Consider the following 25,990-nt stretch of genomic DNA (forward strand, 5'->3'; position numbering starts at 1 on the left):
ACACTGGCTCTCGTTGAATCGCAAAACGGAACGAACTGGAGTACACGATGCGCAAATTAACCGCCGTCGTCCTTGCCTCAGCGATGGCTCTGAGTGTCGCCAGCGCAGGTGCTAAAGATGCGACGACGATTGACGAGATGCATCATGGCGGATTGCCGACAGGCAGTATGACGCAAAATCCGCAAAGCCACATGTTCGATGGCATCGAGCTGACTGAAGAGCAACGTCAGCAGATGCGAGACCTGATGCAACAGGCCCGACATGAGCGCCCGGTCGTCCATATTGACGATATCGCAGCACTACATGAGTTAGTGACTGCAGACCAGTTTAACGAAGCGGCCATCCGCGAGAAGGCGGAAGTGATCGCCAGAGTTCAGGTTGAACAGCAGGTCGAGATGGCGCGCGTACAGAATCAAATGTTCCAGCTGCTAACGCCAGCCCAGCAGTCGGCGTTACAGCAGAATTACCAGCGGCGGCTTAATGAGCTGCGACAGTTTTCGAATTTGCAGTCAGCGTCATCGCTGCAGGCAGTGAGTAGTACCAGCAGTAACCAGTAACATAGTATCCCTGTTTTCCTTGCCATAGACACATCCCTGTCTTCCCCCGCCATGATGGTGGGGGTTTTTTTTACCTTTTTTTCACTTTTTTTATTTTGACTGGAATCATCACCACGCAATAAAACCCCTGTTTGATTAGCGCTTGTTGAGCTTTAATGGATAAGTCTCGCCGATTCTTTACTATTCAGGTCATGACTTAAATTTAAGCGTACCGGTAAGGGTTTTACCGCCTGTTAAATATTATAACTCACTGAAAGTGAATGAATTACAGGCAGGCATAGAAAACTTTAATTATATTTTTCAATGAGATAAATCCCCCGCGTTACGCTTGCCGGTTCAGGCGCACCCTCTACACTTAATCCTGTCACTGCAGGGAAGTTAAGTGTCTTTGCGAAGTCTCAGGGAGCAGCAACCACATTATGTAGTCCTGAATGAATCTATTAACGGAGTAAGTTATGGCAGAGCATCGTGGTGGTTCAGGTAATTTCGCAGATAATCCGCAAAAAGCGTCTGAAGCCGGTAAGAAAGGCGGTCAGAGTAGCGGCGGCGGAAATTTCAAAAACGATCGTGAAAAAGCATCAGAAGCCGGGAAAAAAGGCGGCAAAAAGTAGTCGTCGCCCCTTTCTCAGCCCAGATCAGGGCCTGAATGTGGCCTGGTACTGATGTGTATGGCACTTTGCCCCGTCCTCCCACAGAGGCCGGGGCTTGTTTTTTTGTGCCTGTCGCGCTTTTCCAAAAGAGTCCGATCCGTTGAACGACTCGCTAAGCAGTGCCCGCCTCCCGATGTTAAACTTGAGCCATTCATTCATTTTGTTGCGCATCATCACTGATGCCGCACAGGGAATCTGGCATGCAACCCTCTTATGGCAGACTGGTAAAGCGTGCTGCGCTCGGCGCGACCATTCTTGCGTCTGTGCTGTTGCTCGTGAAAATTTTTGCCTGGTGGTACACCGGTTCGGTGAGTTTACTGGCCTCTCTGGTGGATTCACTGGTGGATATCGCCGCCTCGCTGACCAATCTGCTGGTGGTGCGTTATGCGCTGCAGCCTGCCGACGAGGATCATACTTTCGGGCACGGCAAAGCGGAGTCGCTGGCAGCGCTGGCGCAAAGTATGTTTATTTCTGGCTCGGCGCTGTTTCTGTTTCTGACCGGCCTGCAGCATCTGGCGACGCCCAATGAGTTGCGGGCGCCCGGCGTCGGTATTGTAGTAACCGTGGTGGCGCTGAGCTCAACGCTGGTACTGGTGGCCTTTCAGCGATGGGTGGTTCGTAAAACCCGCAGCCAGGCGATCCGGGCTGACATGCTGCACTATCAGTCCGATGTCATCATGAATGGCGCTATTTTGATTGCGCTGGTGCTGAGCAGCTACGGCTTTGCCCGCGCGGATGCCCTGTTCGCGCTGGGCATTGGTATTTTTATTCTCTACAGCGCACTGCGTATGGGCTACGAGGCGGTTCAGTCATTGCTGGATCGCGCGTTACCGGAAGAGGAACGGCAGCAAATCCTGACGCTTGCGACAAACTGGCCGCAGGTGCAGGGCGTTCACGATCTGCGAACCCGTCAGTCCGGGCCGACCAAATTTATTCAGCTGCATCTGGAACTGGAAGATCAGCTGCCACTGGTGCAGGCGCATCGGGTAGCCGATCAGGTTGAGAAGGCGTTACGCAAAGAATTTCCCGGGTCAGACGTAATTATCCATCAGGATCCCTGTTCTGTGGTACCGTTCGAGAGAAAGGATTCTTTAGGTTTTTAACTTAAATGAATCAAATCGATACGGCAGGGATGACGTAACGCTAACATTGCTGCAAAAAATAGTGAAAAGTTGTCTGACCTGAATCAATTCAGCAGCAAGCCTTTGATATACTATCTGCCATCACGTGTCGCGCGAGTCGTAAAATGAGCTTCAGCAGCGATCGACAGGCAGGATTAACCCTTAGTTTTGAACAATCCAGAGGTTGTCATGATCAAAAAAATTGGTGTATTAACCAGCGGCGGTGACGCCCCAGGCATGAACGCAGCTATTCGTGGCGTGGTGCGTTCCGCGCTGAGTGAAGGACTGGAAGTTTTTGGGATCTATGACGGTTACCTGGGATTGTACGAAGATCGCATGATCAATCTTGATCGCTACAGCGTTTCAGACATGATTAACCGCGGCGGCACTTTCCTGGGCTCAGCTCGCTTCCCTGAGTTCCGTAATGAAGATGTGCGTCAGGTTGCCATTGAGAACATGAAAAAGCGCGGCATCGATGCGCTGGTTGTTATTGGTGGTGACGGTTCCTACATGGGGGCTAAGCGCCTGACTGAAATGGGCTTCCCGTGCATTGGTCTGCCAGGCACCATCGATAACGACGTTGCCGGAACGGATTACACTATCGGTTATTTCACTGCGCTGGAAACTGTGGTTGAAGCGATTGACCGCCTGCGTGATACCTCTTCATCGCATCAGCGTATTTCGATTGTGGAAGTGATGGGTCGCTACTGTGGCGATCTGACACTGGCGGCCGCCATTGCCGGTGGCTGTGAGTTCATCGTACTGCCTGAGTTCCCGTATACCCGTGAAGAGCTGGTAGCGGAAATCAAAGCGGGCATCGCCAAAGGTAAAAAGCACGCTATCGTGGCGATTACTGAGCACATCTGCGATATCGACGATCTGGCGCGTTTCATCGAAACAGAAACCAAGCGTGAAACCCGTTCTACCGTTCTGGGCCACATTCAGCGTGGCGGTGCACCTTGTGCGTATGACCGTATTCTGGCTTCACGCATGGGTGCCTACTCCATTGAACTGCTGATGCAGGGTTACGGCGGCCGTTGCGTCGGTATTCAGAACGAGAAGATGGTGCATCACGACATCGTCGACGCCATTGAAAATATGAAGCGTCCGTTCAAACGCGACTGGCTCGACACCGCGAAAAAACTCTATTAATTCTTCTTCGGGGTGTGCGACCTGGCGCGCCCCGGCATCCCGCCTCTATATTCCCCATGGTTATAACAGCTTATTTTTAATTCTTTTAGCTCTGTATTGGTTTATGTCACGCTTAGCCCATAACGATATTGGGAGAGTGCGTAATGAACAAGTGGAGTATCGGCGTTACCCTGTTGCTGGCCTCAACCAGCGTTCTGGCGAAAGACATTCAGCTGTTAAACGTTTCCTACGATCCAACGCGTGAGCTGTACGAACAGTACAACAAAGCGTTCAGTGCGCACTACAAACAGGAAATCGGCGATAATGTCGTGGTCCGTCAGTCGCATGGCGGTTCCGGTAAGCAGGCGACCTCCGTGATTAACGGCATTCGGGCGGATGTGGTCACACTGGCGTTGCAATCGGATGTTGATGCCATTGCAGAACGCGGTCGTATTGATAAAAACTGGATTCAGCGTCTGCCGGACAACTCTGCGCCCTACACCTCGACCATTGTCTTCCTGGTTCGTAAAGATAATCCTAAAGGCATCCATGACTGGAGCGACCTGACGAAGCCAGGCGTATCTGTTATTACCCCTAACCCGAAAACGTCCGGCGGCGCACGCTGGAACTATCTGGCGGCCTGGGGCTGGGCGCTGGATCATAACAACGGCGATCAGGCCAAAGCGCTGGCTTACGTCAGAGCGCTGTTTAAAAACGTTGAAGTGCAGGATTCCGGCGCACGCGGCGCAACCAATACCTTCGTTGAGCGCGGGATTGGTGATGTGCTGATCGCCTGGGAAAACGAAGCGTATCTGGCGGTTAACAAGCTGGGCAAAGACAAGTTCGAGATTGTCACCCCGAGCGAATCGATTCTGGCTGAACCGACCGTGTCGGTGGTCGATAAAGTGGTAGATGAAAAGGGGACGCGTAAAGTCGCCGACGCTTATCTGAAATACCTCTACTCGCCAGAAGGCCAGACTATCGCTGCACAGAACTACTACCGTCCGCGTGATGCTGAAATTGCGAAGAAATTCGCCAGCACCTTTGCGCCAGTGAAGCTGTTTACCATTAAGGACAAGTTTGGTGGCTGGACACAGGCTCAGAAAGCTCACTTCGCCGATGGCGGCAGCTATGACCAGGTCATGAAACCGTAATGCGTTGCGGTCAGCGCATCCCTGCGCTGACCGCTTATCCTCTACCATCCCGGTTTTTCTCTTCTCCGCCCAGCCGCTGGGTTATCTGCCAGAATTCCCCGTGACATTTTTTTCTCGCCAGGCGAGGATGCAGGCTGCTAAGCCATTCAGGAAGCGTTGTTATGCCGACACATCGTCGTGCAACCCGCCTGGTTGCGGTTCTGCTGGTACTGGTCATTGCGGGGATGCTGGCTGCCGCACTGCATTTCAAAAAGAACAGTGATGCATTGTGGCAGATCGTCAGCGAGAAATGTCTGCCTCACCAGCAGAGTGGTGGAGAACCTGCGCCCTGTCAGCGCGTCGATCAGCGGCATCGCTATGCCATGCTGAAAGATATGCACGGGCCGTTGCAGTATCTGCTGATCCCGATCGACAGGATCACCGGCATCGAAAGCCCGGGGTTACTGCAATCCGCTACGCCCAACTACTTTGCCCTTGCCTGGAATGAGCGGACTCTGCTTGCGCAGCGACACGGCTCACCTATTGATGATCGGGTCCTGTCACTGGCTATCAATTCACAGCATGGCCGCACGCAGAACCAGCTCCATATTCATATTTCCTGCCTGCGACCCGATGTGCGTCAGCAGCTTGATCAGCTGACGCCACAGCTTAGCGGGCGGTGGCAGAGCATCACGCTGCGTAAGCACCGCTACTGGCTGCGTGCATTGACCCCGGACGAGCTGACCCGGCAGAGTGCGTTTATCCGACTGGCCGATGAGCGGCCAGAGGCACGCAGCGAGATGGGGAAATATGGGCTGGCACTGGCTGAATTAAGTGATGGACGACTGGTGCTGATGGCGATAGAGCGAAACTGGCTGCTGCTGAACAGCGGTTCGGCGGAGGAGGTACAGGATCACGCCTGTCAGCTGATAGCGCCCATAAAAAAGGCGGCTTAAGCCGCCTTTAATCGGTACGTTTACTGCTTAGGCGCTTTTTGCAGCCGCTGCAGCTTTAACGATCACAGCGAAAGCGTCCGCTTTCAGTGAGGCACCGCCAACCAGCGCGCCATCAATGTCGGGCTGGGTGAAGAGCTCAGCTGCATTTTTATCGTTAACTGAGCCACCGTACTGGATGATGACCTGTTCTGCGATAGCCGCATCTTTCTTCGCGATATGATCACGAATGAATTTATGAACGGCCTGTGCCTGAGCAGGGGTGGCAGATTTGCCGGTACCGATGGCCCAGACTGGCTCATACGCGATGACCGCATCTTTAAACGCTTCGGCGCCCTGAGTTTCCAGAACGGCATCCAGCTGACGAGCGCAGACTTCTTCGGTTTTACCCGCTTCGTTTTCCGCTTCGGTTTCACCAATGCACAGCACCGGTACCAGGCCCACTGACTTCAGCACCGCGTATTTCTTCGCGATGAATTCGTCGCTCTCTTTGTGGTAAGTGCGGCGCTCTGAGTGACCGATAATGATATATTTCGCGCCGATATCTTTCAGCATCTCTGCGGAAACTTCACCGGTAAACGCACCAGACAGGTTAACGTCTACGTTCTGCGCACCCAGTGCGATGTGGCTACCGGAGATGGCGTGTTTTGCCTGCTCGAGATAGAGAGCTGGCGGTGCAATGGCGACGCCACAACCCTCAACGCCAGACAGTTCCTTGCGCAGACCGGCGATCAGTTCAGCTGTGATCTGCTTGCTGCCATTCAACTTCCAGTTACCCATAACCAGTGGATGTCGCATTCTATCCTCCGCATAAAGCGATACATGAAAAATCGCTGCCAGCTGGCAGCGTTGTCTGCCAGACAGTATAGAGATCAAATGTAGCGATGGCTTTGCTTTTCGTCATTTTCGGCCTCATCATCAGGGGCTGGCGAGCGCCAGTTTGACCGGCTCAACGGCGAAGGTCAGCCCCTTGTCGCCGTTGTCAGCCACCACAAAACGCAACGCGCCCTCGACCTGCGCAAAGTAGGGTAAATCCTTACCTTGCTTCAGCAAACCCTCCAGCTTTTTACGTCCTTCATCGGCGCTCAGTCCCGGTACAAAGAAGCGCAACATGGCGGTCATGTAGGCCAGCGCTTTTTGCTGTGAGGCGTTCTGATCCGGGCCTGGCAACGGTAGCCAGGTAATCTGCAGCGTCTTAATTTTGCCGGTACCGGGCTCCAGCGCGGTAGACGCATAGAGAGTTTCATTGATTTTGCTGGCGGCGCGCGTCAGGGTGCTTTTGTCACCCCGATTATCAATGGCGCGATATTCCGGCAGCATCAGCGCCCCGTTGGCCTGATTATACTTTTCGCGGAACTGGCCGATAGTCATATCAAAGGTGGGGGCGCCCGCCAGCAGATAGGGGGCGGTGGGCAACGCATCGGCCCGATCCTGCGGTGGCGGATCGGCGGCAAAGACCGGAACCGTCAGCGCAAACGATAACAGCAGTGCGCCAGGCAAATTCTTCATTTTGTCGATCCTAACCCGTAAACTCAGGCGCAAATTAAAACGGTTTTTATCCGCGAGGTCAAAACCGCAGCGGTTCTCTTCTCTCTGGATGATAATGCATGACGTTACAACAATGGTGTTTTTCCTGGCGCGGCCGGCTGGGACGACGTGATTTCTGGATCTGGCAGGCGGTCTGGTTGCTGACAACAACCCTGTTATTCGCGTTAGCGGCTAACGACTGGCTTGATACTCAGATGGCGGCCTTTGGCGTGGTCTGCCTGCTATGGCCCGCCAGCGCGGTTATCGTTAAACGGTTGCACGATCGTAATCGCCGCGGCTACTGGGGATTTCTGGTGATTGTTGCCTGGCTACTGGTGGCAGGGAACTGGAGCATGCTGGACGGCATACTGCCCTGGCTGTTGGGTCGCGCCATTCCGTTTATGTTACTGGCTGGCCTGCTGCTCGATCTCGGTCTCTTTCGCGGTACCGCCGGCGCTAACCGGTTTGGTACCGCGACTCAGCCGGTGCGATACCGGCAAACGGCTCACCAGTAATGTTCGCTGGTGATATGGCCCGGCTTGCGCTTCAGGTGCTTGCGCATCTCGCGCGTCTCTTTCAGTAATTGCTGGGTATCACGCACCATCTGCGGGTTGCCGCACAGCATCACATGGCTGCTGTCAGCATCCAGGCTTAACCCGGTGGCGCGCTCCAGCTCACCGTTTTCGATCAGCGCCGGGACCCGGCCAGTCAGCGAACCGGCGATCTCTTCGCGACTCACCACCGTCTGGATGTGCAGCTTGCCTTGATAATGTTGTTGCAGCTGCTGCATCAGCGGCAAAAAGCTCAGGTCGGCTGCATAGCGTGCAGCATGAACCAGCACGATGTTTTCAAAGCGATCCAGACCTTCGCCCTGCTGTAGCATCGACAGGTAGGGGCCAATAGCGGTGCCGGTTGCCAGCATCCATAAGGTTTTGCACTCAGGGACTTCATCCAGCACAAAGAATCCTGCCGCTTCTTTGGTGACCATCACCTGATCGCCAGGCTGAAGTGCCTGCAGATGCGGACTCAGTTTGCCCTCTGGCACGGTGACCAGGTAAAACTCCAGCAGATCATCTTTCGGCGCATTGACGTAAGAGTAAGCGCGCTGTACCCGCTCACCGTCGATTTCCAGTGCCAGCTTGGCAAATTGCCCGGCGATAAAGGGATCGATGGGCGCTTTTACCCGGAGACTGAACAGCGCATCCGTCCAGTTTTTTACTTCCTTTACTTCAGCATTGACCCACTCAGCCATAATCACTCCCTGGTTGTTGATTATTCAGGCAGGTCACTATTTTCGCGGCTGCCCGGTGAGATTGCCAGCCTGCGCCGGGGCAAAGGCTCTAATCGACAAACTGTTGCTTTGTCTTTACAGGCTGGCCCATAAACTTGACAGGCGCAAGCCGGGACCTTTTCGCTCACCTCTCGCTTTGTCATCTAATCCTGATATTTTGCCCGCCATAACAAGATGACTGGCGGGTGAACCGCTGTTTTAACTTCCTTTCACAGAAAGAAATTTTGCATAATCATGATGACTAAACTCGAAAATCGCCCGCTGCTGGTGATGCTCATTGTGCTGGTGGCAGTAGGGCAGATGGCACAGACTATCTATGTCCCGGCGATGTCGGTGATGGCGGATGCTCTGAATGTGCGGGATGGCGCGCTGCAGCGTGTGATGGCGGCCTATCTGATGACCTATGGCGGATCCCAGCTGATCTATGGCCCGCTGTCAGACAGCATCGGTCGTCGTCCAGTGATCCTGGCGGGCATGATGATCTTTATGATCGGCGCAATTACGGCACTGATGGCGACATCGCTCGATATGCTGGTGTTCGGCAGCGCTGTTCAGGGACTGGGCACCGGCGTAGCTGGCGTGATGGCCCGCACCATGCCGCGCGATCTCTACGAGGGGCACGCACTGCGGCGCGCTAACAGCCTGCTTAATATGGGCATTCTGGTCAGCCCGCTGCTGGCACCGGTAATTGGTGCACTGCTGACTCAGCTCTTTGGCTGGCACGCCTGCTTTGCCTTTCTGCTGCTGCTCTGTCTGGCGGTAACCGTCTCAATGGCACGCTGGCTACCGGAGACCCGACCGCAGAGCGCGGAAGTGACACCTTTCTTTAAACGCTACGCCCGCCTGCTCAGCGACGCGAATTTCGTTCGCTACATTGTGCTGCTGATTGGCGCGCTGGCCGGGATTGCGGTATTTGAGTCGAGCTGTGGCGTCCTGCTGGGCGGCGTGCTCGGCCTGCATAGCCTGACCGTCAGCATCCTGTTCATCCTGCCGATTCCGGCAGCATTTTTTGGTGCCTGGTTTGCCGGTCGCGAGCAGGGTTCATGGCACAGTCTGATGTGGTGGGGCGTAAATAGCTGCCTGCTGGCGGGCATCCTGATGTGGATCCCGGCATGGTTCGGCGTGATGAATATCTGGACGCTGCTGGTTCCGGCTGCGCTGTTCTTCTTTGGGGCTGGCATGCTGTTCCCGCTGGCGACTTCAGGCGCGATGGAACCTTATGCCTGGCTGGCGGGTAGCGCGGGCGCGCTGATTGGCGGGATGCAGAACCTGGGATCGGGCCTGGTGGCGTGGCTGTCAGCCATGATGCCGCAGCGCGATCAGTTCAGCCTTGGCATGCTGATGTTCTTTACGGCGCTGGTGATGCTGCTCTGCTGGTTACCGCTCTCACGTCAGCCGGAGCGCGGCAACCAGCCGGTTACAGGATAAAGGGATGGAGCGCCGGATCTTTACGGTCGAGATAGTGAATCGACTGAATACGGCGGATGGTGCGTGATTTACCGCGAATCAGCAGGGTCTCGCTGGTGGCGATATTGCCCTGACGCGTAATGCCTTTCAGGAGTTCGCCACTGGTAATGCCGGTGGCGGCAAACACCACGTTGTCATTGCGTGCCATCTCATTCAGCGTCAGCTTTTTGCCCGCTTCAATCCCCATCTCTGCACAGCGCTGCAGCTCCTGTTCACCCAGCAGACGGTTTTCAGCGCTGTCGCCTTTCACGTGGTGACGCGCCAGCAACCGGCCCTGCATATCCCCATCCAGCGCGCGGATCACCGCCGCAGAGACCACGCCTTCCGGTGCGCCGCCGATGCCATACATCACATCGACTTCGCTGTCCGGCATGCAGGTCAGAATGGAGGCGGCGACATCGCCATCCGGGAAGGTAAACACCCGCACGCCCAGCTGCTGCAACTGGCCGATCACTGCGTCATGACGCGGCTTTGCCAGAATCGACACGGTTAGCTGCGACAGCGGCTTTTTCATCGCGATGGCGATGTTACGCAGGTTGGTTTCCAGCGGCAGGTCGAGATCGATCTCTCCACGCGCTGTGGGGCCAACAATCAGTTTTTCCATGTACATGTCGGGTGCGTGCAGAAAGCTGCCCTTATCGCCTACGGCCATCACCGCCAGCGCATTAGCCTGGCCAAGCGCCGTCATGCGGGTGCCTTCAATCGGATCGACCGCAATGTCGACCGCATCGCCGCGGCCGGTACCGACTTTTTCACCGATATAGAGCATCGGAGCTTCGTCGATTTCGCCTTCACCGATCACAATCTGACCGTCGATTTCAATGGAGTTCAGGACATGACGCATGGCATGGACAGCCGCGCCGTCAGCCGCATTTTTGTCGCCGCGTCCTAACCAGTGATAGCCTGCCAGGGCGGCAGCTTCGGTTACGCGGGAAAATTCAATGGCAAGTTCTCGTTTCATGGCATCTACCTGACAAAAAACAGGCAGGCAGTGTAACACAGCGGGGCAGTGGAGCGGGGAAAAGGCCCGCGACAGAAACGGTCGCGGGCATTGATATTACTCTTGTTCTTCCCACGCCTGGGCGCGGGCTACGGCTTTTTTCCAGCCAGCATAACGGAAGTTACGCTCGGTGGTTTCCAGGCTTGGACGGAATTCACGCTCAATAACCGCTTTAGAGCGGACTTCATCCAGATCCTGCCAGAAGCCGACGGCCAGACCTGCCAGATAAGCAGAACCCAGCGCGGTGACTTCACGCACTTCCGGACGCTCAACACGGGTGCCGAGGATGTCCGACTGGAACTGCATCAGGAAGTTGTTGGAAACCGCGCCACCATCAACACGCAGCGCCTGCAGGCGGGTGTTGGCATCGTTCTGCATCGCTTCCAGCACGTCGCGCGTCTGATAAGCGATAGACTCCAGCGTCGCACGGATGATGTGGTTAGCATTAGCACCACGGGTCAGGCCGAAGATGGCACCACGGGCATACGGGTCCCAGTAAGGAGCGCCCAGGCCGGTGAAAGCAGGCACCATGTAAACGCCGTTGGTGTCTTTCACTTTCATCGCAAAGTATTCAGAGTCAGCAGCTTCACTGATCAGCTTCATCTCATCGCGCAGCCACTGAATAGAGGCGCCACCGATAAATACAGCCCCTTCCAGTGCATAGTTCACTTCACCGCGCGGGCCACAGGCGATTGTGGTCAGCAGGCCGTGCGTTGAGGTTACCGCTTCAGTACCGGTGTTCATCAGCATAAAGCAGCCGGTGCCGTAGGTGTTTTTCGCCATGCCAGGCTGAACACAGAGCTGGCCATACAGCGCAGCCTGCTGGTCACCGGCAATACCAGCGATTGGAATACGTGTACCGCCTTTACCGCCGATGTTGGTCTGACCATAAACTTCAGAAGAGGATTTCACTTCTGGCAGCATTTCACGCGGGATATCCAGGATATCCAGCATACGCTGATCCCACTCCAGCTTATGGATGTTAAACATCATGGTACGGGAGGCGTTGGTATAGTCGGTGATATGCACCCGGCCCTGGGTCATTTTCCAGACCAGCCAGGTATCGACGGTACCAAACAGCAGCTCGCCACGTTTTGCACGCTCACGTGAGCCTTCAACGTGATCCAGAATCCACTTCACTTTGGTTCCGGAGAAGTAAGGGTTAATCACCAGACCGGTGGTGTGCTGGATATACTCTTCCAGACCCTCTTTCTTCAGTTTGTGACAGTAGTCGGCGGTGCGGGGATCCTGCCAGACGATGGCGTTATAGATCGGCTTGCCGGTCTCTTTTTCCCAGACGATAGCGGTTTCGCGCTGGTTGGTGATACCGATTGCCGCAATCTCATCAGAGCGGATGTCGGCATGTGCCAGGACTTCAACCAGCGTTGAGCTTTGTGAAGCCCAGATATCCATTGGATCATGTTCAACCCAGCCCGCTTTCGGGTAGATCTGGGTGAATTCGCGCTGCGATACCGCGACGATATTAGAGTCGTGGTCGAGAATGACAGCGCGTGAGCTGGTTGTGCCCTGATCGAGCGCGACAATATATTTTTTATCTGTGGTAGTCATAAATTCTGTCCTGATGATAAAAGGTGAAACTTACGCTTTACGCTGCTGAGCGCGTGCAACCGGTTTGTCTGCTGGAACGCTTGCAGGTTCCTGGGCGGTACCTGGCAGGTAGCGACCAATCAGTGTGCGATAACCTACTGCACCCAGGCAGGCACCGACCAGCGGGCCAAAAATCGGCACGAGGAAGTAAGGGATGTCACGACCACCGGTAAAGGCAACGTTACCCCAGCCTGCCAGCCATGCGAAGATCTTCGGTCCGAAATCACGAGCCGGGTTAAGGGCGAAGCCGGTCAGAGGACCCATGGAGCCACCGATAACCGCAACCAGCAGGCCAATCAGCAGTGGAGCCAGTGGGCCACGCGGAATGCCGTTGCCGTCATCCGTCAGACCCATAATGACCGCCATTAATACTGCCGTGATGACCATCTCAACCAGGAAGGCTTGGCCGACACCGATATGTGGATTAGGGTAGGTTGAGAAGATGCCTGCCAGGTCGAGACTTTCAACCGTGCCGCGCACCATCTGGTGGCTCTGCTCATAATCAAAAAACAGGCTGTAGTAGAGACCGTATACCAGCGCCGCGGCACAAAAGGCACCGGCAATCTGCGATACGATATAAGGCAGAACTTTACGTCCTTCAAAATTAGCAAACAGGCAGAGCGCAACGGTAATTGCCGGGTTCAGGTGCGCGCCCGAAATGCCTGCGGTGAGGTAGGCGGCCATGGAAACGCCAAGACCCCAGATGATGCAGATTTCCCACTGACCGAAGGCGGCACCGGCGAGTTTCAGTGCAGCCACACAGCCTGCGCCAAAGAAAATAATCAAGCCTGTCCCCAGAAATTCGGCAATACACTGACCTTTGAGCGTGTTAGTTGTCTGACTCATAATAGTGGTTCCTGAAGCGAGGTTAAATTTTATCAGTTTTTGTTCTCATTCCATGAGGCACCCAGCTTTAATGTAGGGCTGGTGTGAATTTATCGTTAACGAACATAAACGAGAAATAGCGAAATCGTTTTTTGTGTACTGCGTCATAAAAATGCGCGTTTTCGCGTATTCTGGCTTTCCTTAGCCAATATTCGCGCCTGATGACGGGGATAACGGACCCGTACCAGAAAGCAGTCGCAGTAAGCGCAGCGTAAATTCAGGGATTGGCTGAAAAGTGTTACAGACTACGCCCGCAGCGGCCGCGTTGCTGGACTTGCGGGGTGAGGCTACATACAATCGGGACAACGTTGCTGGCTTAAGCTGGCATCATCAACGCCTTGCAGGAATTTAGGAGAGGTCAGAAAGATGTCATTTGAAGTGTTTGAGAAACTGGAAGCGAAAGTACAGCAGGCGATTGATACCATCACCCTGTTGCAGATGGAAATCGAAGAGCTGAAAGAGCAGAACAACTCACTGCGTAACGATGCGCAACAAGTCGCGGGCAACCACGATGCGCTGATGCGTGAAAATCAGCACCTGAAAGAAGAGCAACACGTGTGGCAGGAACGTCTGCGTGCATTGCTGGGAAAAATGGAAGAGGTTTGAAGCCTCAGCTGATGTGAAAAACGGGTGCTCAGGCACCCGTTTTCATGTCTGGCCTATTCGAGGTCCAGCGCATCCTCTGACAGAATGATACCGGTGTTGTCGGCATAGAGATGGTCGCCGGAGAAGAAGGTAACGCCGCCGAAATTGACGCGCACATCGCTTTCGCCAATTCCTTCACCCGCAGCGCCTGCCGGAATTGCGGCAATCGCCTGAATGCCAATCTCCAGCTCTTCCAGCTCATCAACCTGGCGTACCGAACCGTAAATCACCAGACCTTCCCACTCGTTGGTTGCCGCCAGACGTGCCAGCTGCGCATCCACCAGTGCACGGCGCACTGAGCCGCCGCCATCAATCACCAGTACCCGACCCCGGCCATTCTCTTCCAGCAGATCGTAGAGTAAGCCGTTGTCTTCAAAGCATTTCACTGTGGTAATCTGACCACCGAATGAAGTGCGCCCACCAAAATTTGAAAAAAGCGGTTCAACAACATTCACTTCTTCATGGTAGATATCGCAGAGTTCAGATGTATCGTATTTCATAAGGGTTTCGTCTGTTTGCCACAGGAAGGGTAAGTATATCGCTATATGCAGATTGTTGGCAAAATCATCAGTATGAAAAAAGCACCGTTCGATCAAGAACATGCATAAAAAAGCCCAGCCGGGTGGGCTGGGCTTCTGAAAAGCGCTGAATCAGTGGATCAGAGAATGAAGCGGCTAAGGTCTTCGTCAGCCACCAGTTCATCCAGATGTTTACCAACATAGTCAGCATCGATGGTAACGGATTCACCGTGACGATCGCTGGCGTCATACGAGATATCTTCCATCAGACGCTCCAGCACCGTGTGCAGACGGCGCGCACCAATGTTTTCGGTGGTTTCGTTGACCTGCCATGCGGCTTCAGCGATCCGGCGAATACCCTCTTCGGTGAACTCAATGTTCACGCCCTCAGTATTCATCAGGGCTTTGTACTGCACGGTAATCGAGGCATTCGGCTCGGTCAGGATGCGCTGGAAATCGTTCACGGTCAGCGCCTGCAGTTCAACACGGATGGGCAGACGACCCTGCAGCTCCGGGATCAGATCGGAAGGGCTGGCAACCTGGAACGCGCCTGAGGCGATAAACAGAATGTGGTCCGTTTTCACCATACCATGCTTGGTGGAGACGGTGCAGCCTTCAACCAGCGGCAGCAGGTCGCGCTGAACGCCTTCGCGTGAGACATCCGGGCCGCCGGCATTCTGGCCGCCGCGCTTACAGATTTTGTCGATCTCATCGATAAACACGATACCGTGCTGCTCAACGGCATCAATGGCGTCCTGCTTAAGCTCTTCCGGGTTAACCAGTTTGGCCGCTTCTTCTTCGATCAGCAGCTTCATCGCTTCTTTGATCTTCAGCTTGCGGGCTTTCTGCTTCTGGCCGCCGAGGTTCTGGAACATCGACTGCAGCTGGCTGGTCATCTCTTCCATGCCCGGAGGGGCCATGATTTCGACGCCAGGGCTGCTGGCGGCCAGGTCGATCTCAATCTCTTTATCGTCCAGCTGGCCTTCGCGCAGCTTTTTGCGGAACGACTGGCGTGCTGCAGAGGGTTCAGCGCTCTGCTCTGACTGGCCCCAGTTGTTTTTTGCTGGTGGAATCAGCACATCAAGAATGCGCTCTTCCGCCATCTCTTCGGCACGATATTTGTTCTTTTCAATCGCCTGACTGCGCACCATCTTAATGGCCGAATCGGTCAGGTCACGAATGATAGAGTCCACTTCCTTACCGACATAACCGACTTCGGTAAATTTGGTCGCCTCTACTTTGATAAACGGCGCATTGGCCAGCTTAGCCAGACGACGCGCGATCTCGGTTTTACCGACACCGGTCGGACCGATCATCAGGATATTTTTAGGGGTCACTTCATGGCGCAGCTCTTCGTCGAGCTGCATGCGGCGCCAGCGGTTACGCAGTGCAATAGCCACGGCGCGCTTAGCGCTGTCCTGGCCGATGATAAAGCGGTTCAGTTCGCTGACGATTTCGCGAGGAGTCATCTCAGACATATTTATACCCTTACGACTTAGACGTTAATTCTTCGAAATTAACGTTGTGGTTAGTGTAGATGCAGATATCACCCGCGATATTCAGCGACTTTTCGACGATGTCGCGTGCGCCCATCTCGGTATTCTCCAGCAGCGCACGTGCCGCTGCCTGGGCAAAAGGCCCACCGGAGCCGATGGCGATCAGATCGTTTTCAGGCTGGATGACGTCACCGTTACCGCTGATGATCAGTGAAGCTGATTCATCTGCGACGGCCAGTAAGGCTTCAAGGCGACGCAGCATACGGTCAGTACGCCAGTCTTTGGCCAGTTCCACCGCAGCTTTCACCAGATGGCCCTGATGCATTTCCAGTTTACGTTCGAAAAGTTCAAACAGGGTGAAGGCGTCTGCGGTGCCGCCAGCAAATCCGGCAATCACTTTATCGTTGTATAAACGACGCACTTTTTTAACGTTGCCTTTCATCACGGTATTGCCGAGCGTAGCCTGACCATCACCGCCAATCACTACCTGGCCGTTGCGTCGTACACTTACTATTGTTGTCACGGGCAGACCCCTTGTTGCAGTCGGAAAAGGACTCCGCGCACCGGGCGCGGAGTATCATGCAACAGATATGGGGCGGGTTTGACGGGTTTCAACCCCCGACGGAGAGCGGAATACAGCTGGAGTGTCCGGAACTGCGCAGGCGCTTCAGGGTGCTGTCAGCGGAGGCGCGGTCTTTATAAGGACCGATAACCACACGATTCCAGCCGCCACCGGTGGTAATACGGCTTTCAAATCCTTCAAAGGCTAAGCCGGCGCGCACCGATTCAGCCTGGTCAGTGCCTTTAAATGAACCACACTGCACCATCCAGCGCTGCGAAGAAGCTTTCTCCGTCGGTTTCGCCTTCGCGGTCTCCTGCGGTTTTGGCTGAACTTCCGGTTCACGCGTAACAGGTGCAGGCTGCGTCTGGCGCTGTACGTTTTGCTGCTGCTGCTGCTGCTGCTGACGTTGCTGTTGTTGTAATTGCTGCTGTTGCTGGCGCTGTTGTTGTTGCTGCAACTGCTGCTGGCGTTGCTGTTGCTGCTGAGCCTGCAACTGCTGACGTTGTTGCTGAACCTGTTGCTGCTGCTGTTGTTGCTGAACCTGCTGCTGCTGACGTTGCATTTGTTGCAACTGCTGCTGGTGCTGCAGTGTCTGCTGACGTTGCGCCGGCGTCTGTTCGTTCCACGGCACTTCGTTGAGCTGCGTCGGCTGCTGACGCATATCCGCCTGCATCTGCTCCAGCAACTGGCGCTGCTCGTCGGTCAGCTGTGTCTGCGACTTCACTTCGCCACCGGAAGAGGGTTCGATAGGTGTCGGCACGGTGACCTGACGGTTCTCCAGCTCTTTAATATATTTCCAGCGCTCTTCTGGCTTCGGCGGCAGGCCATTGCCGTTGGCTTTATGATCCGTAATGACCGGCACGTCCTCTTTTTTGTGATGCGCCAGGAACCATAAACCACCGGCAAAGGTCACCAACACTGCGACCGCCAGTACAATCATCAGTTTAGATGTTCCCGAACCGCCTTTGCTCTTCTTGCCACGGCTGGGGCTTTTTTTGCGACGCGTCCCTGTTGAACGCCCGCGGCCTACGTAATCTTTTTGTGCCACTCTCGTTCTTATACCCTTCAAAAATAGTGCCAGATGGGCGAAATGATGATTTTTACGCGCCCGGCAAGGAGTCCGCCATGTTACTTAAGGGTCGGAACTTTGACCAGCAGTGTTCGCCTTAAGAATCTACTGAAAAAATCAGACAAATACGCTTATTTTTCACGCTTTTTTGCTCGCGCCGTGCTGCCACGAATGGTTAAACCGGCATCCAGCAGCCGCGATCCGCTGATGACCCGTTTACCATTTAACTCATCCAGCAGCAGCAGCATCGCTTCCCGGCCTATCTGGTAACGTGGCTGCGTGACCGTGGTCAGCGGCGGCTCGCAGTAACGTGATAGCTCAATGTCATCGAATCCGACCACAGAGAGGTCCTCCGGTATCCGCAGTCCGCAGCGCCGGGCCTGATTCATCGCCCCAAGTGCCATAATATCGCTGTGGCAGAAGAGCGCGCGCGGCGGTTGCGGCAGGGTCATCAGCTGATTCATGGCGGCAACGCCCGCTTCAAATGTGAAGTCACCGCGCACAATATAGGTGGGATCGACCGTCAGCCCGCTGCGACGCATCGCCTGGACATACCCCTGCAAACGATACTGGCAGAGCGGCATCTCTTCCGGCCCGGCGATACAGGCGATATGCGTGTGACCCAACTGCAGTAAATGATTTACCGCTTCAAATGCGGCGGTCAGATTATCGATGTGGACAGTGGGCAGTGACATTTCCGGCGCAAACTCATTCGCCATTACCATAGGCGGCAAGTTGCGTTGCTCATCAATGCTGGCATCAAAAGGCAACTTTGAGCCGAGCAGCACCATGCCATCGATCTGTCGCGTCACCATCAGGTTGAGAAAGGTTCTCTCCTGCTGATTCTGATGCGCGCAGTCACCAATCAGCACCAGATAGCCCTCTTCGGCTGCCGTAACTTCAACGCCTCGGATGATTTCACTAAAGAAGGGATCGCAGATGTCAGGGACAATGACCAGGATGGTACGCGTCTCATTGCGACGGGCGTTGCGCGTGGGGCCATGTGCCGCGTAGCCGACGGCGGCAACCGCCTGCTCGACTTTCTGGCGGGTGGCCGCAGAAACCTTCTCCGGATTCATCAGCGCACGCGATACGGTGGCGGTTGAGACGCCCGCATGCTCCGCAACATCTTTCATCGTGGCGGCGGGCGGTTGTTGATTCTGCTCCAACACATGCTCCTGACGCGTTATGGCGCGTTCAATTCTGTTTCTGCCTGACCTGAAGGCAAACCGGGCAACATTGTTAACGATTGCCCGGCTGGTTGTTACTTAATTTGCATAAAAATTGTGACTTATGCGACATTTTTCGATCTGGCTCGCAGTGTCAGCTTAAATCAGCTCTCGGTAGGGTCGATATCCAGCGTCCATTTCACTTTGCGCGCCGCGGGTAGTGTTGAAACCAACGGCAACGAACTGCTCAGCAACTGTTGCAGACGCTGCCGGGAAGGATGCTGCAGCAGCAGTTGCCAGCGCCAGCGTCCACTGCGTTTTGGCTGCAGTGCAGGCAACGGACCCATAAACCACATCGCCTTATCGTTCAGCGGGCTTGCCTCCAGCAAATTACGGAGTTGTTGCAGGAATTCCGCCGCCTGCTGGTTATCCATATCTTCAGCGCGGAACAGCGCATGGCGGCTCCAGGGCGGCAGATGGACTGCCTGTCGCTCCAGCAAGGCCTGCTGGGCGAACGCTGAATAGCCCTGGTGCAACAGCGTCTGCAGCAGCGGATGTTCCGGATGGTGAGTCTGCAGCAACACCTCGCCCTGTTTGCCGGCACGGCCAGCACGACCGGCGACCTGGGTGTAGAGCTGAGCAAAGCGTTCCGCCGCACGAAAATCGGCTGAGAACAGTGCACCATCGACATCCAGCAGCGACACCAGCGTAACATCGGGGAAGTGGTGGCCTTTGGCCAGCATCTGGGTGCCAACCAGGATTCGTGCGCCGCCGCGATGAACGTCAGCCAGATGCTGCTCCAGCGCACCTTTGCGGCTGGTGGTATCACGATCGATTCGCGACACCGGCACGCCAGGGAAAAGTGTGCCGAGCTGCTGCTCCAGTTGCTCAGTCCCGACGCCTACCGGCAGCAAATGGGTTGAACCACACTGCGGGCATTGATTAGGCAGCGGACGCTGGCTGTCGCAATGGTGGCAGCGTAGCTGACGATGGTGCTGATGCAGCGTGTAGTAGCGGTCACAGCGGGTACACTCGGCAATCCAGCCGCAATCGTGACAGAGCAGGGCGGGCGAAAAGCCGCGGCGGTTAAGAAACAGCAGCACCTGATTATCGGCCTGCAGATGCTGGCGCATTTTACCAATCAGGCCCGGTGCCAGACCGCCGATCAGCTGCACGCCTTTTAAGTCGATAAGCTGTTGCAGTGCCGGTCTGGCATTGCCGGCGCGTTTTGTCAGGTCGAGCTGGCGATACTTGCCGCTGCGGACATTGTGCAGCGTCTCCAGAGCGGGTGTCGCCGATCCCATAACAATCGGGATATTCTCTTCATGTGCGCGGAAGACGGCCAGATCGCGCGCCTGATAGCGCCAGCCCTCCTGCTGTTTATAGGAGCTGTCATGCTCTTCATCGATAATAATTACGCCAGGACGGGCCAGTGGCGTAAACAGCGCCGATCGGGTGCCAATCACAATCGCCGTTTCGCCGCGCCGCGCACGTAACCAGACCGCCAGCCGCTCACTGTCATTTAATGCGGAGTGCAGCACATCGATGGGCGCATCAAAACGTTCGCGAAAACGGGCGATAGTTTGCGGGGTCAGGCCAATCTCCGGCACCAGCACCAGCGCCTGTTTACCGCGTGCCAGCACATTTTCCAGCACGCTGAGGTAAACCTCGGTTTTGCCTGAACCCGTGATGCCCGCCAGCAGCCAGGCTGCGTAATGTTCATCATCTGCCCGAATCGCACCCACGGCCATCGCCTGATCGGTATTCAGTCGCAGACGTTCGCCTTTTACGGCATAAGTGGTACGCCAGTCGTGCATCTGCGGCTGATGCTCATGCAGTTCGCATAACCCTTTGGCGCGCAGTGCCTGCAACGTCGCATCCGTGAGGTCATGTTCACTGACCTGATGACGATAGAGCGGTTGCTGACGCAGTGCAGCCAGCGCCTGCTGCTGTTTCGGTGCCCGCTTTAAACTCTCCGGCGCAGTCGCCCGACCCTGCTCGGTGATTTCCCAGCGCCATAAGGGATTGTCCTGCGCCGCTTTCCCCTGCCGCAGCAGTACCGGAATAGCGTGACTCAGTACCTCTCCCTGTGGCGAATGATAGTAGCTGGCGGCCCAGTTAAGGATGCGCCACAGCGACGGTGGATAGAGGGATTCATTATCCAGTACCTCGATCACGCGCTTGAGTTGTGCTTCCGGCAGATCGCTACTCTCACGAAAGGCGACCACAATCCCGATCATCCTGCGATTGCCAAAGGGCACACTCACGCGACCACCAATGACCGGCTGCGCGCCCTGTGGCGGCAGATAATCAAACAGGCGGGGCAAGGGGACGGGCAGGGCGACCTGGACTACGGGCATAACTCTCTCTTTCCGGCTCAATGATCGGGGAAGGTAGTGTACACGCTGACCCTGATGGCGGGTATCTCAGCAGATATTTGCAGCAATCGAAACTTACCTGTATAATATGCCGCCTTCGGTGAGAAATGTCTGGCCGGAGTACACCCTATAATGTTCAATCGCGTGTGGTGCTGTGCAGGTTAAAGCCTGGCACGGAGAGCGACACGGCCTTCAATGAGGTTTCCCATGAAACAAGGTATTCACCCGAAATACGAAGCAGTTACTATCAAATGTACCTGCGGCAACGAGATCCACACCCGTTCAACACTGACTCACGAACTGAACCTGGACGTTTGTGGCAAATGCCACCCGTTCTATACCGGTAAGCAGCGTGAAGTGGCAACTGGTGGCCGTGTTGACCGCTTTAACAAGCGTTTCAGCGTGCCAGGCGCTAAAAAATAAGATTAAAAGGCACCTGAACCTGCGGGTTCGGCGGCAAGAAAAAACCCAGCTTCGGCTGGGTTTTTTTATGGCTGAAAGATCAATACTCCCAGGTATCCGGATCGACACCCATCTGGCGCATGATTGCTTTTGCTTCTTCCGGAATCTCATCGCTACGCTCTTTGCGCAGGTCGACGTCATCCGGCAGCGGTTGGCCCGTAAAGGCATGTAAAAAGGCTTCGCAAAGCAGCTCGCTGTTGGTGGCGTGACGCAGGTTGTTCACCTGACGACGGGTGCGCTCATCCGTTAAAATCTTCAGCACGCTCAATGGGATAGATACTGTGATCTTCTTGACCTGCTCGCTCTTCTTACCGTGCTCAGCGTACGGGCTGATATATTCGCCGTTCCATTCAGCCATGAGTTACCTTAATTAATAAACGTTAAATGTGAGGAAATCAGCGGATTATGCCTGATTTTTTCCTGCCTGACCCCTGATATGGCGGGTTTTCTTCGCTCACTGCCTCTGTCTCACAGAGGGGAACGCCAGGCGATGACGCATAATTTTAGCGGTTATTGCGGTTTTGCTCAATCTATACGCAAAGACATTTAGATGTCCAGATGTATTGACGTCTAATTAGAGGGTGATATCCTGTGGCCTACATTTTATTCACTCTTCAGGAACAATTCGCTCATGACGCGTAAACCGGCAACCATCGCAGTGCGCAGCGGTTTGAATGATGACGAGCAATATGGCTGCGTTGTCCCGCCAATCCACCTCTCTACGACCTATAACTTCCTGGATTTCAATGAGCCTCGTGCGCATGACTACTCCCGTCGTGGCAACCCCACTCGTGATGTCGTACAGCGTACGCTGGCAGAACTGGAAGGGGGAGCGGGCGCGGTATTAACCAATACCGGGATGTCGGCGATTCACCTGGTCACGACGGTGTTTCTGAAGCCTGGCGATCTGCTGGTCGCGCCACATGACTGTTATGGCGGCAGCTATCGGCTGTTTGACAGCCTGAGCAAGCGCGGCGCCTATCGGGTGAAATTTGTCGATCAGGGTGATCCGGTAGCGCTGCAGGCAGCTCTGGATGAAAACCCAAAACTGGTGCTGATTGAAAGCCCCAGCAATCCGCTGCTGCGCGTGGTAGATATCAGCGCAATTTGCGCCGCTGCGCGTGCTGCGGGTGCCATCAGCGTGGTGGACAACACCTTTATGAGTCCGGCGCTGCAGAACCCTCTGGCGCTGGGTGCGGACCTGGTTATCCACTCCTGTACCAAATACCTCAATGGCCACTCCGATGTCGTGGCGGGCGCGGTCATCGCCAAAGATCCGCAACTCGCTACCGACCTGGCCTGGTGGGCGAATAACATTGGTGTGACCGGTGCAGCGTTTGACAGTTATCTGCTGCTGCGCGGAATTCGTACACTTTCGCCGCGGATTGCAGCCGCACAACGCAACGCACTCGCGATTGTAGAGTATCTGAAGCAGCAGAAACTGGTGAAAAAGTTGTATCATCCTTCGCTGCCGGAAAACGCCGGACACGAACATGCCGTACGTCAGCAGCGCGGCTTTGGCGCCATGCTGAGTTTCGAGCTCGACGGTGATGAGGCGCTGCTGCGTCGCTTCCTGAAAGCATTGCAGCTATTTACGCTGGCGGAATCGCTGGGCGGAGTAGAGAGTCTGATCTCCCATACCGCCACCATGACGCACGCGGGGATGTCGGCAGAAGCACGCGCGGCAGCGGGCATTTCCGATACGCTGCTACGGGTTTCTGTCGGTATTGAAGATCACGAAGATTTAATTGCCGATCTGGATAATGCATTCCGGGTCGCAGCCGAGGGTTAAGCATGACGATTTCAGCAGGCGCGGGAACGCCGAACATCAGGCAGTTGCATAAGTTTGGCGGCAGCAGCCTGGCCGATGCGCGCTGCTATCAGCGCGTTGCCGGTATTATGGCGGACTACAGCCAGCCGGGCGACCTGATGGTGGTCTCTGCGGCAGGCTCAACCACCAACCAGCTGATTAGCTGGCTGAAGCTGAGCCAGAGCGATCGGCTCTCTGCGCATCAGGTGCAACAGGCTTTACGGCGCTACCAGAGCGAACTGATCAGTGCGCTGCTGCCTGCTGAGGTCGCAGAACCTTTAATCACCGCGTTTATCCGTGACCTGGAAAAGCTGGCCGCACTGCTGGATGCGCCGATTACCGATGCGGTCTATGCCGAAGTGGTCGGTCACGGTGAAGTCTGGTCGGCACGCCTGATGTCAGCGGTACTGAGCCAGCGTGACCTTCAGGCTTGCTGGCTGGATGCGCGTGAGTTTCTGCGCGCTGAACGTGCCGCACAACCGCAGGTAGATGAAGGGAAGTCCTGGCCACTGCTACAGACTTTACTGGCGCAGCATCCGCACAAGCGCATCGTGGTGACCGGATTTATCAGCCGCAACGACGCCGGTGAAACCGTCCTGCTTGGCCGCAACGGCTCCGACTATTCTGCCACGCAGATTGGCGCACTGGCGGGTGTCGGACGGGTGACCATCTGGAGCGATGTGGCGGGTGTTTACAGTGCCGATCCCCGCAAAGTCTCTGATGCCTGCCTGCTGCCGCTGTTAAGGCTGGATGAAGCCAGCGAACTGGCGCGCCTGGCTGCACCGGTTCTCCACACCCGGACTCTGCAGCCGGTTTCAGGCAGCGATATCGACCTGCAACTGCGCTGCAGTTATCAGCCGGAGCAGGGATCAACCCGCATTGAGCGCGTGCTGGCCTCCGGGACGGGCGCGCGTATCGTCACCAGCCATGATGATGTTTGCCTGATTGAGATTCAGCTGCCAGAGCAGCATGACTTCGCCATCCTGCACAAAGAGATAGACCTGCTGCTGAAGCGCGCGCAGCTGCGTCCGCTGGCGTTTGGCGTTCATCCCGATCGTCAATTGCTGCAGCTCTGTTACACCGCTGAAGTGGTTAACAGCGCTTTTACGCTGCTTCAGGATGCCGGTTTACCGGGCCATCTGCAGCTGCGCGACGGCCTGGCGCTGGTGGCGCTGGTTGGCGCAGGCGTTACCCGCAATCCGCTGCATACCCATCGCTTCTGGCAGCAGTTAAAGGATCAGCCAATTGAGTTCATCTGGCAGTCAGAAGAGCACATCAGCGTGGTCGCAGTGCTGCGCGTCGGCCCGACTCAGCATCTGATTCAGGGATTGCATCAGTCGCTGTTCCGGGCAGAAAAGCGCATCGGTCTGATGCTGTTTGGCAAAGGCAATATCGGTTCACGCTGGCTGGAGCTGTTTGCCCGCGATCAGGAAACGCTGTCAGCGCGAACCGGCTTTGAATTTGTGTTGGCGGGCGTCGCGGACAGCCGTCGCAGCCTGCTGAGCTATGACGGGCTGGAAGCCAGCCGGGCACTCGCCTTCTTTGATGATGAAGCGGTAGAGCGCGATGAAGAGTCGCTGTTCCTGTGGATGCGTGCTCACCCGTTTGATGACCTGGTGGTGCTGGATGTCACTGCCAGCACACCGCTGGCGCAGCAGTATCTCGACTTTGCCAGTCACGGTTTTCACGTTATCAGCGCCAATAAGGTCGCGGGAGCGTCTGACAGTCAGACCTGGCGCCAGATCCGCGATGCCTTTACCAAAACCGGGCGTCACTGGCTCTATAACGCCACTGTTGGCGCAGGTCTGCCGATCAATTACACGGTGCGCGATCTGCGCGACAGCGGCGATACCATCCTGGCGATCAGCGGGATCTTCTCCGGCACGCTGTCGTGGCTGTTCCTGCAGTTTGATGGCACGGTGCCCTTTACCGAGCTGGTGGATCAGGCCTGGCAGCAGGGTTTAACTGAGCCCGATCCGCGCGCCGATCTCTCGGGTCAGGATGTGATGCGCAAGCTGGTTATCCTGGCGCGTGAGGCAGGCTACAACATCGAGCCGGATCAGGTGCGGGTTGAATCGCTGGTGCCCAATAACTGTCAGCAGGGATCTGTCGACCACTTCTTTGAAAATGGCGAAGAGCTGAATGAGCAGATGCTGCAGCGGCTCGAAGCCGCGCAGGAGATGGACCTGGTGCTGCGTTACGTTGCCCGCTTTGATGCCAACGGCAAGGCGCGCGTGGGTGTTGAAGCGGTGCGTCCGGAACATCCGCTGGCCTCACTGCTGCCGTGCGACAACGTCTTTGCGATTGAGAGCCGCTGGTACCGCGATAATCCGCTGGTGATCCGCGGACCGGGCGCAGGCCGGGATGTCACCGCAGGCGCTATCCAGTCAGATATTAATCGCCTCGCACAACTGCTGTAACTCCTCCTCCTCAGGCGCTTCGGCGCCTGTTTTCAATATGTTATCTCCCCCCTGTTGAATCGCCTTCATGTTGATTGAAAATTGATCGCGACTGTTGACCATTTTTAAGTTGACGGCACAGTCAGATTACGTCATTTT

25 protein-coding genes are annotated in these 25,990 nt (G+C 55.6%); 12 read left to right on the forward strand and 13 right to left on the reverse strand.

Going from position 1 to position 25,990, the window contains the following annotated elements; translation table 11 throughout:
- Positions 1-47 precede the first annotated feature (47 nt).
- From cpxP to ACR8BN_RS00780, 6 genes are all read left to right on the forward strand, one after another.
- A complete protein-coding gene (cpxP, locus tag ACR8BN_RS00755) occupies positions 48-557 on the forward strand; it encodes a cell-envelope stress modulator CpxP (protein ID WP_010258214.1) in 510 nt (169 codons plus the stop codon).
- A gap of 455 nt (positions 558-1,012) precedes the next feature.
- Positions 1,013-1,168, forward strand: a complete 156-nt coding sequence (locus ACR8BN_RS00760) for a general stress protein (protein WP_010258211.1) — start codon at positions 1,013-1,015, stop codon at positions 1,166-1,168.
- Positions 1,169-1,407: 239 nt separating this feature from the next.
- On the forward strand, positions 1,408-2,310 hold the full coding sequence (fieF, locus tag ACR8BN_RS00765; RefSeq protein WP_031591856.1) for a CDF family cation-efflux transporter FieF: 903 nt from the start codon (positions 1,408-1,410) through the stop codon (positions 2,308-2,310).
- Positions 2,311-2,517: 207 nt separating this feature from the next.
- Positions 2,518-3,480, forward strand: coding sequence for a 6-phosphofructokinase (gene pfkA, locus ACR8BN_RS00770; RefSeq protein ID WP_003851263.1), 963 nt, complete (start codon positions 2,518-2,520; stop codon positions 3,478-3,480).
- A 143-nt stretch (positions 3,481-3,623) separates the two neighbouring features.
- The gene (locus tag ACR8BN_RS00775; RefSeq protein ID WP_434747240.1) at positions 3,624-4,613 is read left to right on the forward strand and encodes a sulfate ABC transporter substrate-binding protein; all 990 of its coding nucleotides are present in this window, start codon (positions 3,624-3,626) and stop codon (positions 4,611-4,613) included.
- A 161-nt stretch (positions 4,614-4,774) separates the two neighbouring features.
- On the forward strand, positions 4,775-5,548 hold the full coding sequence (locus tag ACR8BN_RS00780; protein WP_434747241.1) for a CDP-diacylglycerol diphosphatase: 774 nt from the start codon (positions 4,775-4,777) through the stop codon (positions 5,546-5,548).
- Between the two features lie 27 nt (positions 5,549-5,575).
- On the opposite strand, the gene tpiA is transcribed toward ACR8BN_RS00780, so the two are convergent.
- Positions 5,576-6,343 carry a triose-phosphate isomerase gene (gene tpiA, locus ACR8BN_RS00785; RefSeq protein ID WP_010258199.1) on the reverse strand — a complete coding sequence of 256 codons (768 nt, stop codon included), beginning with the start codon at positions 6,341-6,343 and terminating at the stop codon, positions 5,576-5,578.
- Between the two features lie 120 nt (positions 6,344-6,463).
- A complete protein-coding gene (locus tag ACR8BN_RS00790) occupies positions 6,464-7,054 on the reverse strand; it encodes a DUF1454 family protein (RefSeq protein ID WP_022624917.1) in 591 nt (196 codons plus the stop codon).
- 98 nt (positions 7,055-7,152) lie between these two features.
- Here ACR8BN_RS00790 and ACR8BN_RS00795 point away from each other — a divergent pair, with 98 nt between their 5' ends.
- Positions 7,153-7,587, forward strand: a complete 435-nt coding sequence (locus tag ACR8BN_RS00795; protein WP_191939579.1) for a DUF805 domain-containing protein — start codon at positions 7,153-7,155, stop codon at positions 7,585-7,587.
- On the opposite strand, the gene fpr is transcribed toward ACR8BN_RS00795, so the two are convergent.
- Positions 7,578-8,324, reverse strand: coding sequence for a ferredoxin--NADP(+) reductase (gene fpr / locus ACR8BN_RS00800; protein ID WP_033773140.1), 747 nt, complete (start codon positions 8,322-8,324; stop codon positions 7,578-7,580). The genes ACR8BN_RS00795 and fpr overlap by 10 nt on opposite strands.
- Positions 8,325-8,597: 273 nt before the next feature.
- Here fpr and emrD point away from each other — a divergent pair, with 273 nt between their 5' ends.
- Positions 8,598-9,791, forward strand: coding sequence for a multidrug efflux MFS transporter EmrD (gene emrD, locus ACR8BN_RS00805; protein ID WP_022624918.1), 1,194 nt, complete (start codon positions 8,598-8,600; stop codon positions 9,789-9,791).
- Here emrD and glpX read toward each other — a convergent pair.
- The 3 genes from glpX to ACR8BN_RS00820 all read right to left on the reverse strand — a co-directional run bounded on the left by glpX (position 9,781) and on the right by ACR8BN_RS00820 (position 13,284).
- Positions 9,781-10,791 carry a class II fructose-bisphosphatase gene (gene glpX / locus ACR8BN_RS00810; RefSeq protein ID WP_434747242.1) on the reverse strand — a complete coding sequence of 337 codons (1,011 nt, stop codon included), beginning with the start codon at positions 10,789-10,791 and terminating at the stop codon, positions 9,781-9,783. The genes emrD and glpX overlap by 11 nt on opposite strands.
- Before the next feature lie 96 nt (positions 10,792-10,887).
- Positions 10,888-12,399 carry a glycerol kinase GlpK gene (gene glpK, locus ACR8BN_RS00815; RefSeq protein WP_010258184.1) on the reverse strand — a complete coding sequence of 504 codons (1,512 nt, stop codon included), beginning with the start codon at positions 12,397-12,399 and terminating at the stop codon, positions 10,888-10,890.
- Positions 12,400-12,429: 30 nt separating this feature from the next.
- The gene (locus ACR8BN_RS00820; protein ID WP_010258182.1) at positions 12,430-13,284 is read right to left on the reverse strand and encodes an MIP/aquaporin family protein; all 855 of its coding nucleotides are present in this window, start codon (positions 13,282-13,284) and stop codon (positions 12,430-12,432) included.
- A gap of 405 nt (positions 13,285-13,689) precedes the next feature.
- Between ACR8BN_RS00820 and zapB the strand changes: the two genes are divergently transcribed.
- Complete coding sequence (gene zapB / locus ACR8BN_RS00825; RefSeq protein ID WP_003851242.1) at positions 13,690-13,929, forward strand: cell division protein ZapB; 240 nt, start codon at positions 13,690-13,692, stop codon at positions 13,927-13,929.
- Positions 13,930-13,982: 53 nt separating this feature from the next.
- Here the strand turns inward: zapB and rraA are convergent, their stop codons facing one another.
- From rraA to priA, 6 genes are all read right to left on the reverse strand, one after another.
- Positions 13,983-14,468 carry a ribonuclease E activity regulator RraA gene (rraA, locus tag ACR8BN_RS00830; protein ID WP_009088032.1) on the reverse strand — a complete coding sequence of 162 codons (486 nt, stop codon included), beginning with the start codon at positions 14,466-14,468 and terminating at the stop codon, positions 13,983-13,985.
- Between the two features lie 158 nt (positions 14,469-14,626).
- The gene (hslU, locus tag ACR8BN_RS00835) at positions 14,627-15,964 is read right to left on the reverse strand and encodes an HslU--HslV peptidase ATPase subunit (protein WP_031591847.1); all 1,338 of its coding nucleotides are present in this window, start codon (positions 15,962-15,964) and stop codon (positions 14,627-14,629) included.
- Between the two features lie 10 nt (positions 15,965-15,974).
- Positions 15,975-16,505, reverse strand: a complete 531-nt coding sequence (hslV, locus tag ACR8BN_RS00840; protein ID WP_010258174.1) for an ATP-dependent protease subunit HslV — start codon at positions 16,503-16,505, stop codon at positions 15,975-15,977.
- 88 nt (positions 16,506-16,593) lie between these two features.
- Positions 16,594-17,592 carry a cell division protein FtsN gene (gene ftsN / locus ACR8BN_RS00845; protein WP_434747243.1) on the reverse strand — a complete coding sequence of 333 codons (999 nt, stop codon included), beginning with the start codon at positions 17,590-17,592 and terminating at the stop codon, positions 16,594-16,596.
- Between the two features lie 152 nt (positions 17,593-17,744).
- The gene (gene cytR, locus ACR8BN_RS00850; protein WP_010672069.1) at positions 17,745-18,782 is read right to left on the reverse strand and encodes a DNA-binding transcriptional regulator CytR; all 1,038 of its coding nucleotides are present in this window, start codon (positions 18,780-18,782) and stop codon (positions 17,745-17,747) included.
- Between the two features lie 164 nt (positions 18,783-18,946).
- Complete coding sequence (gene priA, locus ACR8BN_RS00855) at positions 18,947-21,142, reverse strand: primosomal protein N' (RefSeq protein ID WP_083070707.1); 2,196 nt, start codon at positions 21,140-21,142, stop codon at positions 18,947-18,949.
- 225 nt (positions 21,143-21,367) lie between these two features.
- Here priA and rpmE point away from each other — a divergent pair, with 225 nt between their 5' ends.
- Positions 21,368-21,583: a 50S ribosomal protein L31 gene (gene rpmE, locus ACR8BN_RS00860; RefSeq protein ID WP_003851227.1), complete on the forward strand. Its 216-nt coding sequence runs from the start codon at positions 21,368-21,370 to the stop codon at positions 21,581-21,583.
- A 79-nt stretch (positions 21,584-21,662) separates the two neighbouring features.
- On the opposite strand, the gene metJ is transcribed toward rpmE, so the two are convergent.
- Entirely contained in the window at positions 21,663-21,980 is a 318-nt protein-coding gene (gene metJ, locus ACR8BN_RS00865; protein WP_009088019.1) for a met regulon transcriptional regulator MetJ, read from the reverse strand.
- Positions 21,981-22,253: 273 nt separating this feature from the next.
- Here metJ and metB point away from each other — a divergent pair, with 273 nt between their 5' ends.
- A complete protein-coding gene (gene metB / locus ACR8BN_RS00870) occupies positions 22,254-23,414 on the forward strand; it encodes a cystathionine gamma-synthase (RefSeq protein WP_031591842.1) in 1,161 nt (386 codons plus the stop codon).
- 2 nt (positions 23,415-23,416) lie between these two features.
- The gene (locus ACR8BN_RS00875) at positions 23,417-25,852 is read left to right on the forward strand and encodes a bifunctional aspartate kinase/homoserine dehydrogenase II (RefSeq protein ID WP_069025510.1); all 2,436 of its coding nucleotides are present in this window, start codon (positions 23,417-23,419) and stop codon (positions 25,850-25,852) included.
- Positions 25,853-25,990: the final 138 nt, after the last annotated feature.

It is taken from the genome of Pantoea sp. Lu_F5_004, assembly GCF_051136245.1.
In the GTDB taxonomy this organism is placed as follows: domain Bacteria; phylum Pseudomonadota; class Gammaproteobacteria; order Enterobacterales; family Enterobacteriaceae; genus Pantoea; species Pantoea agglomerans.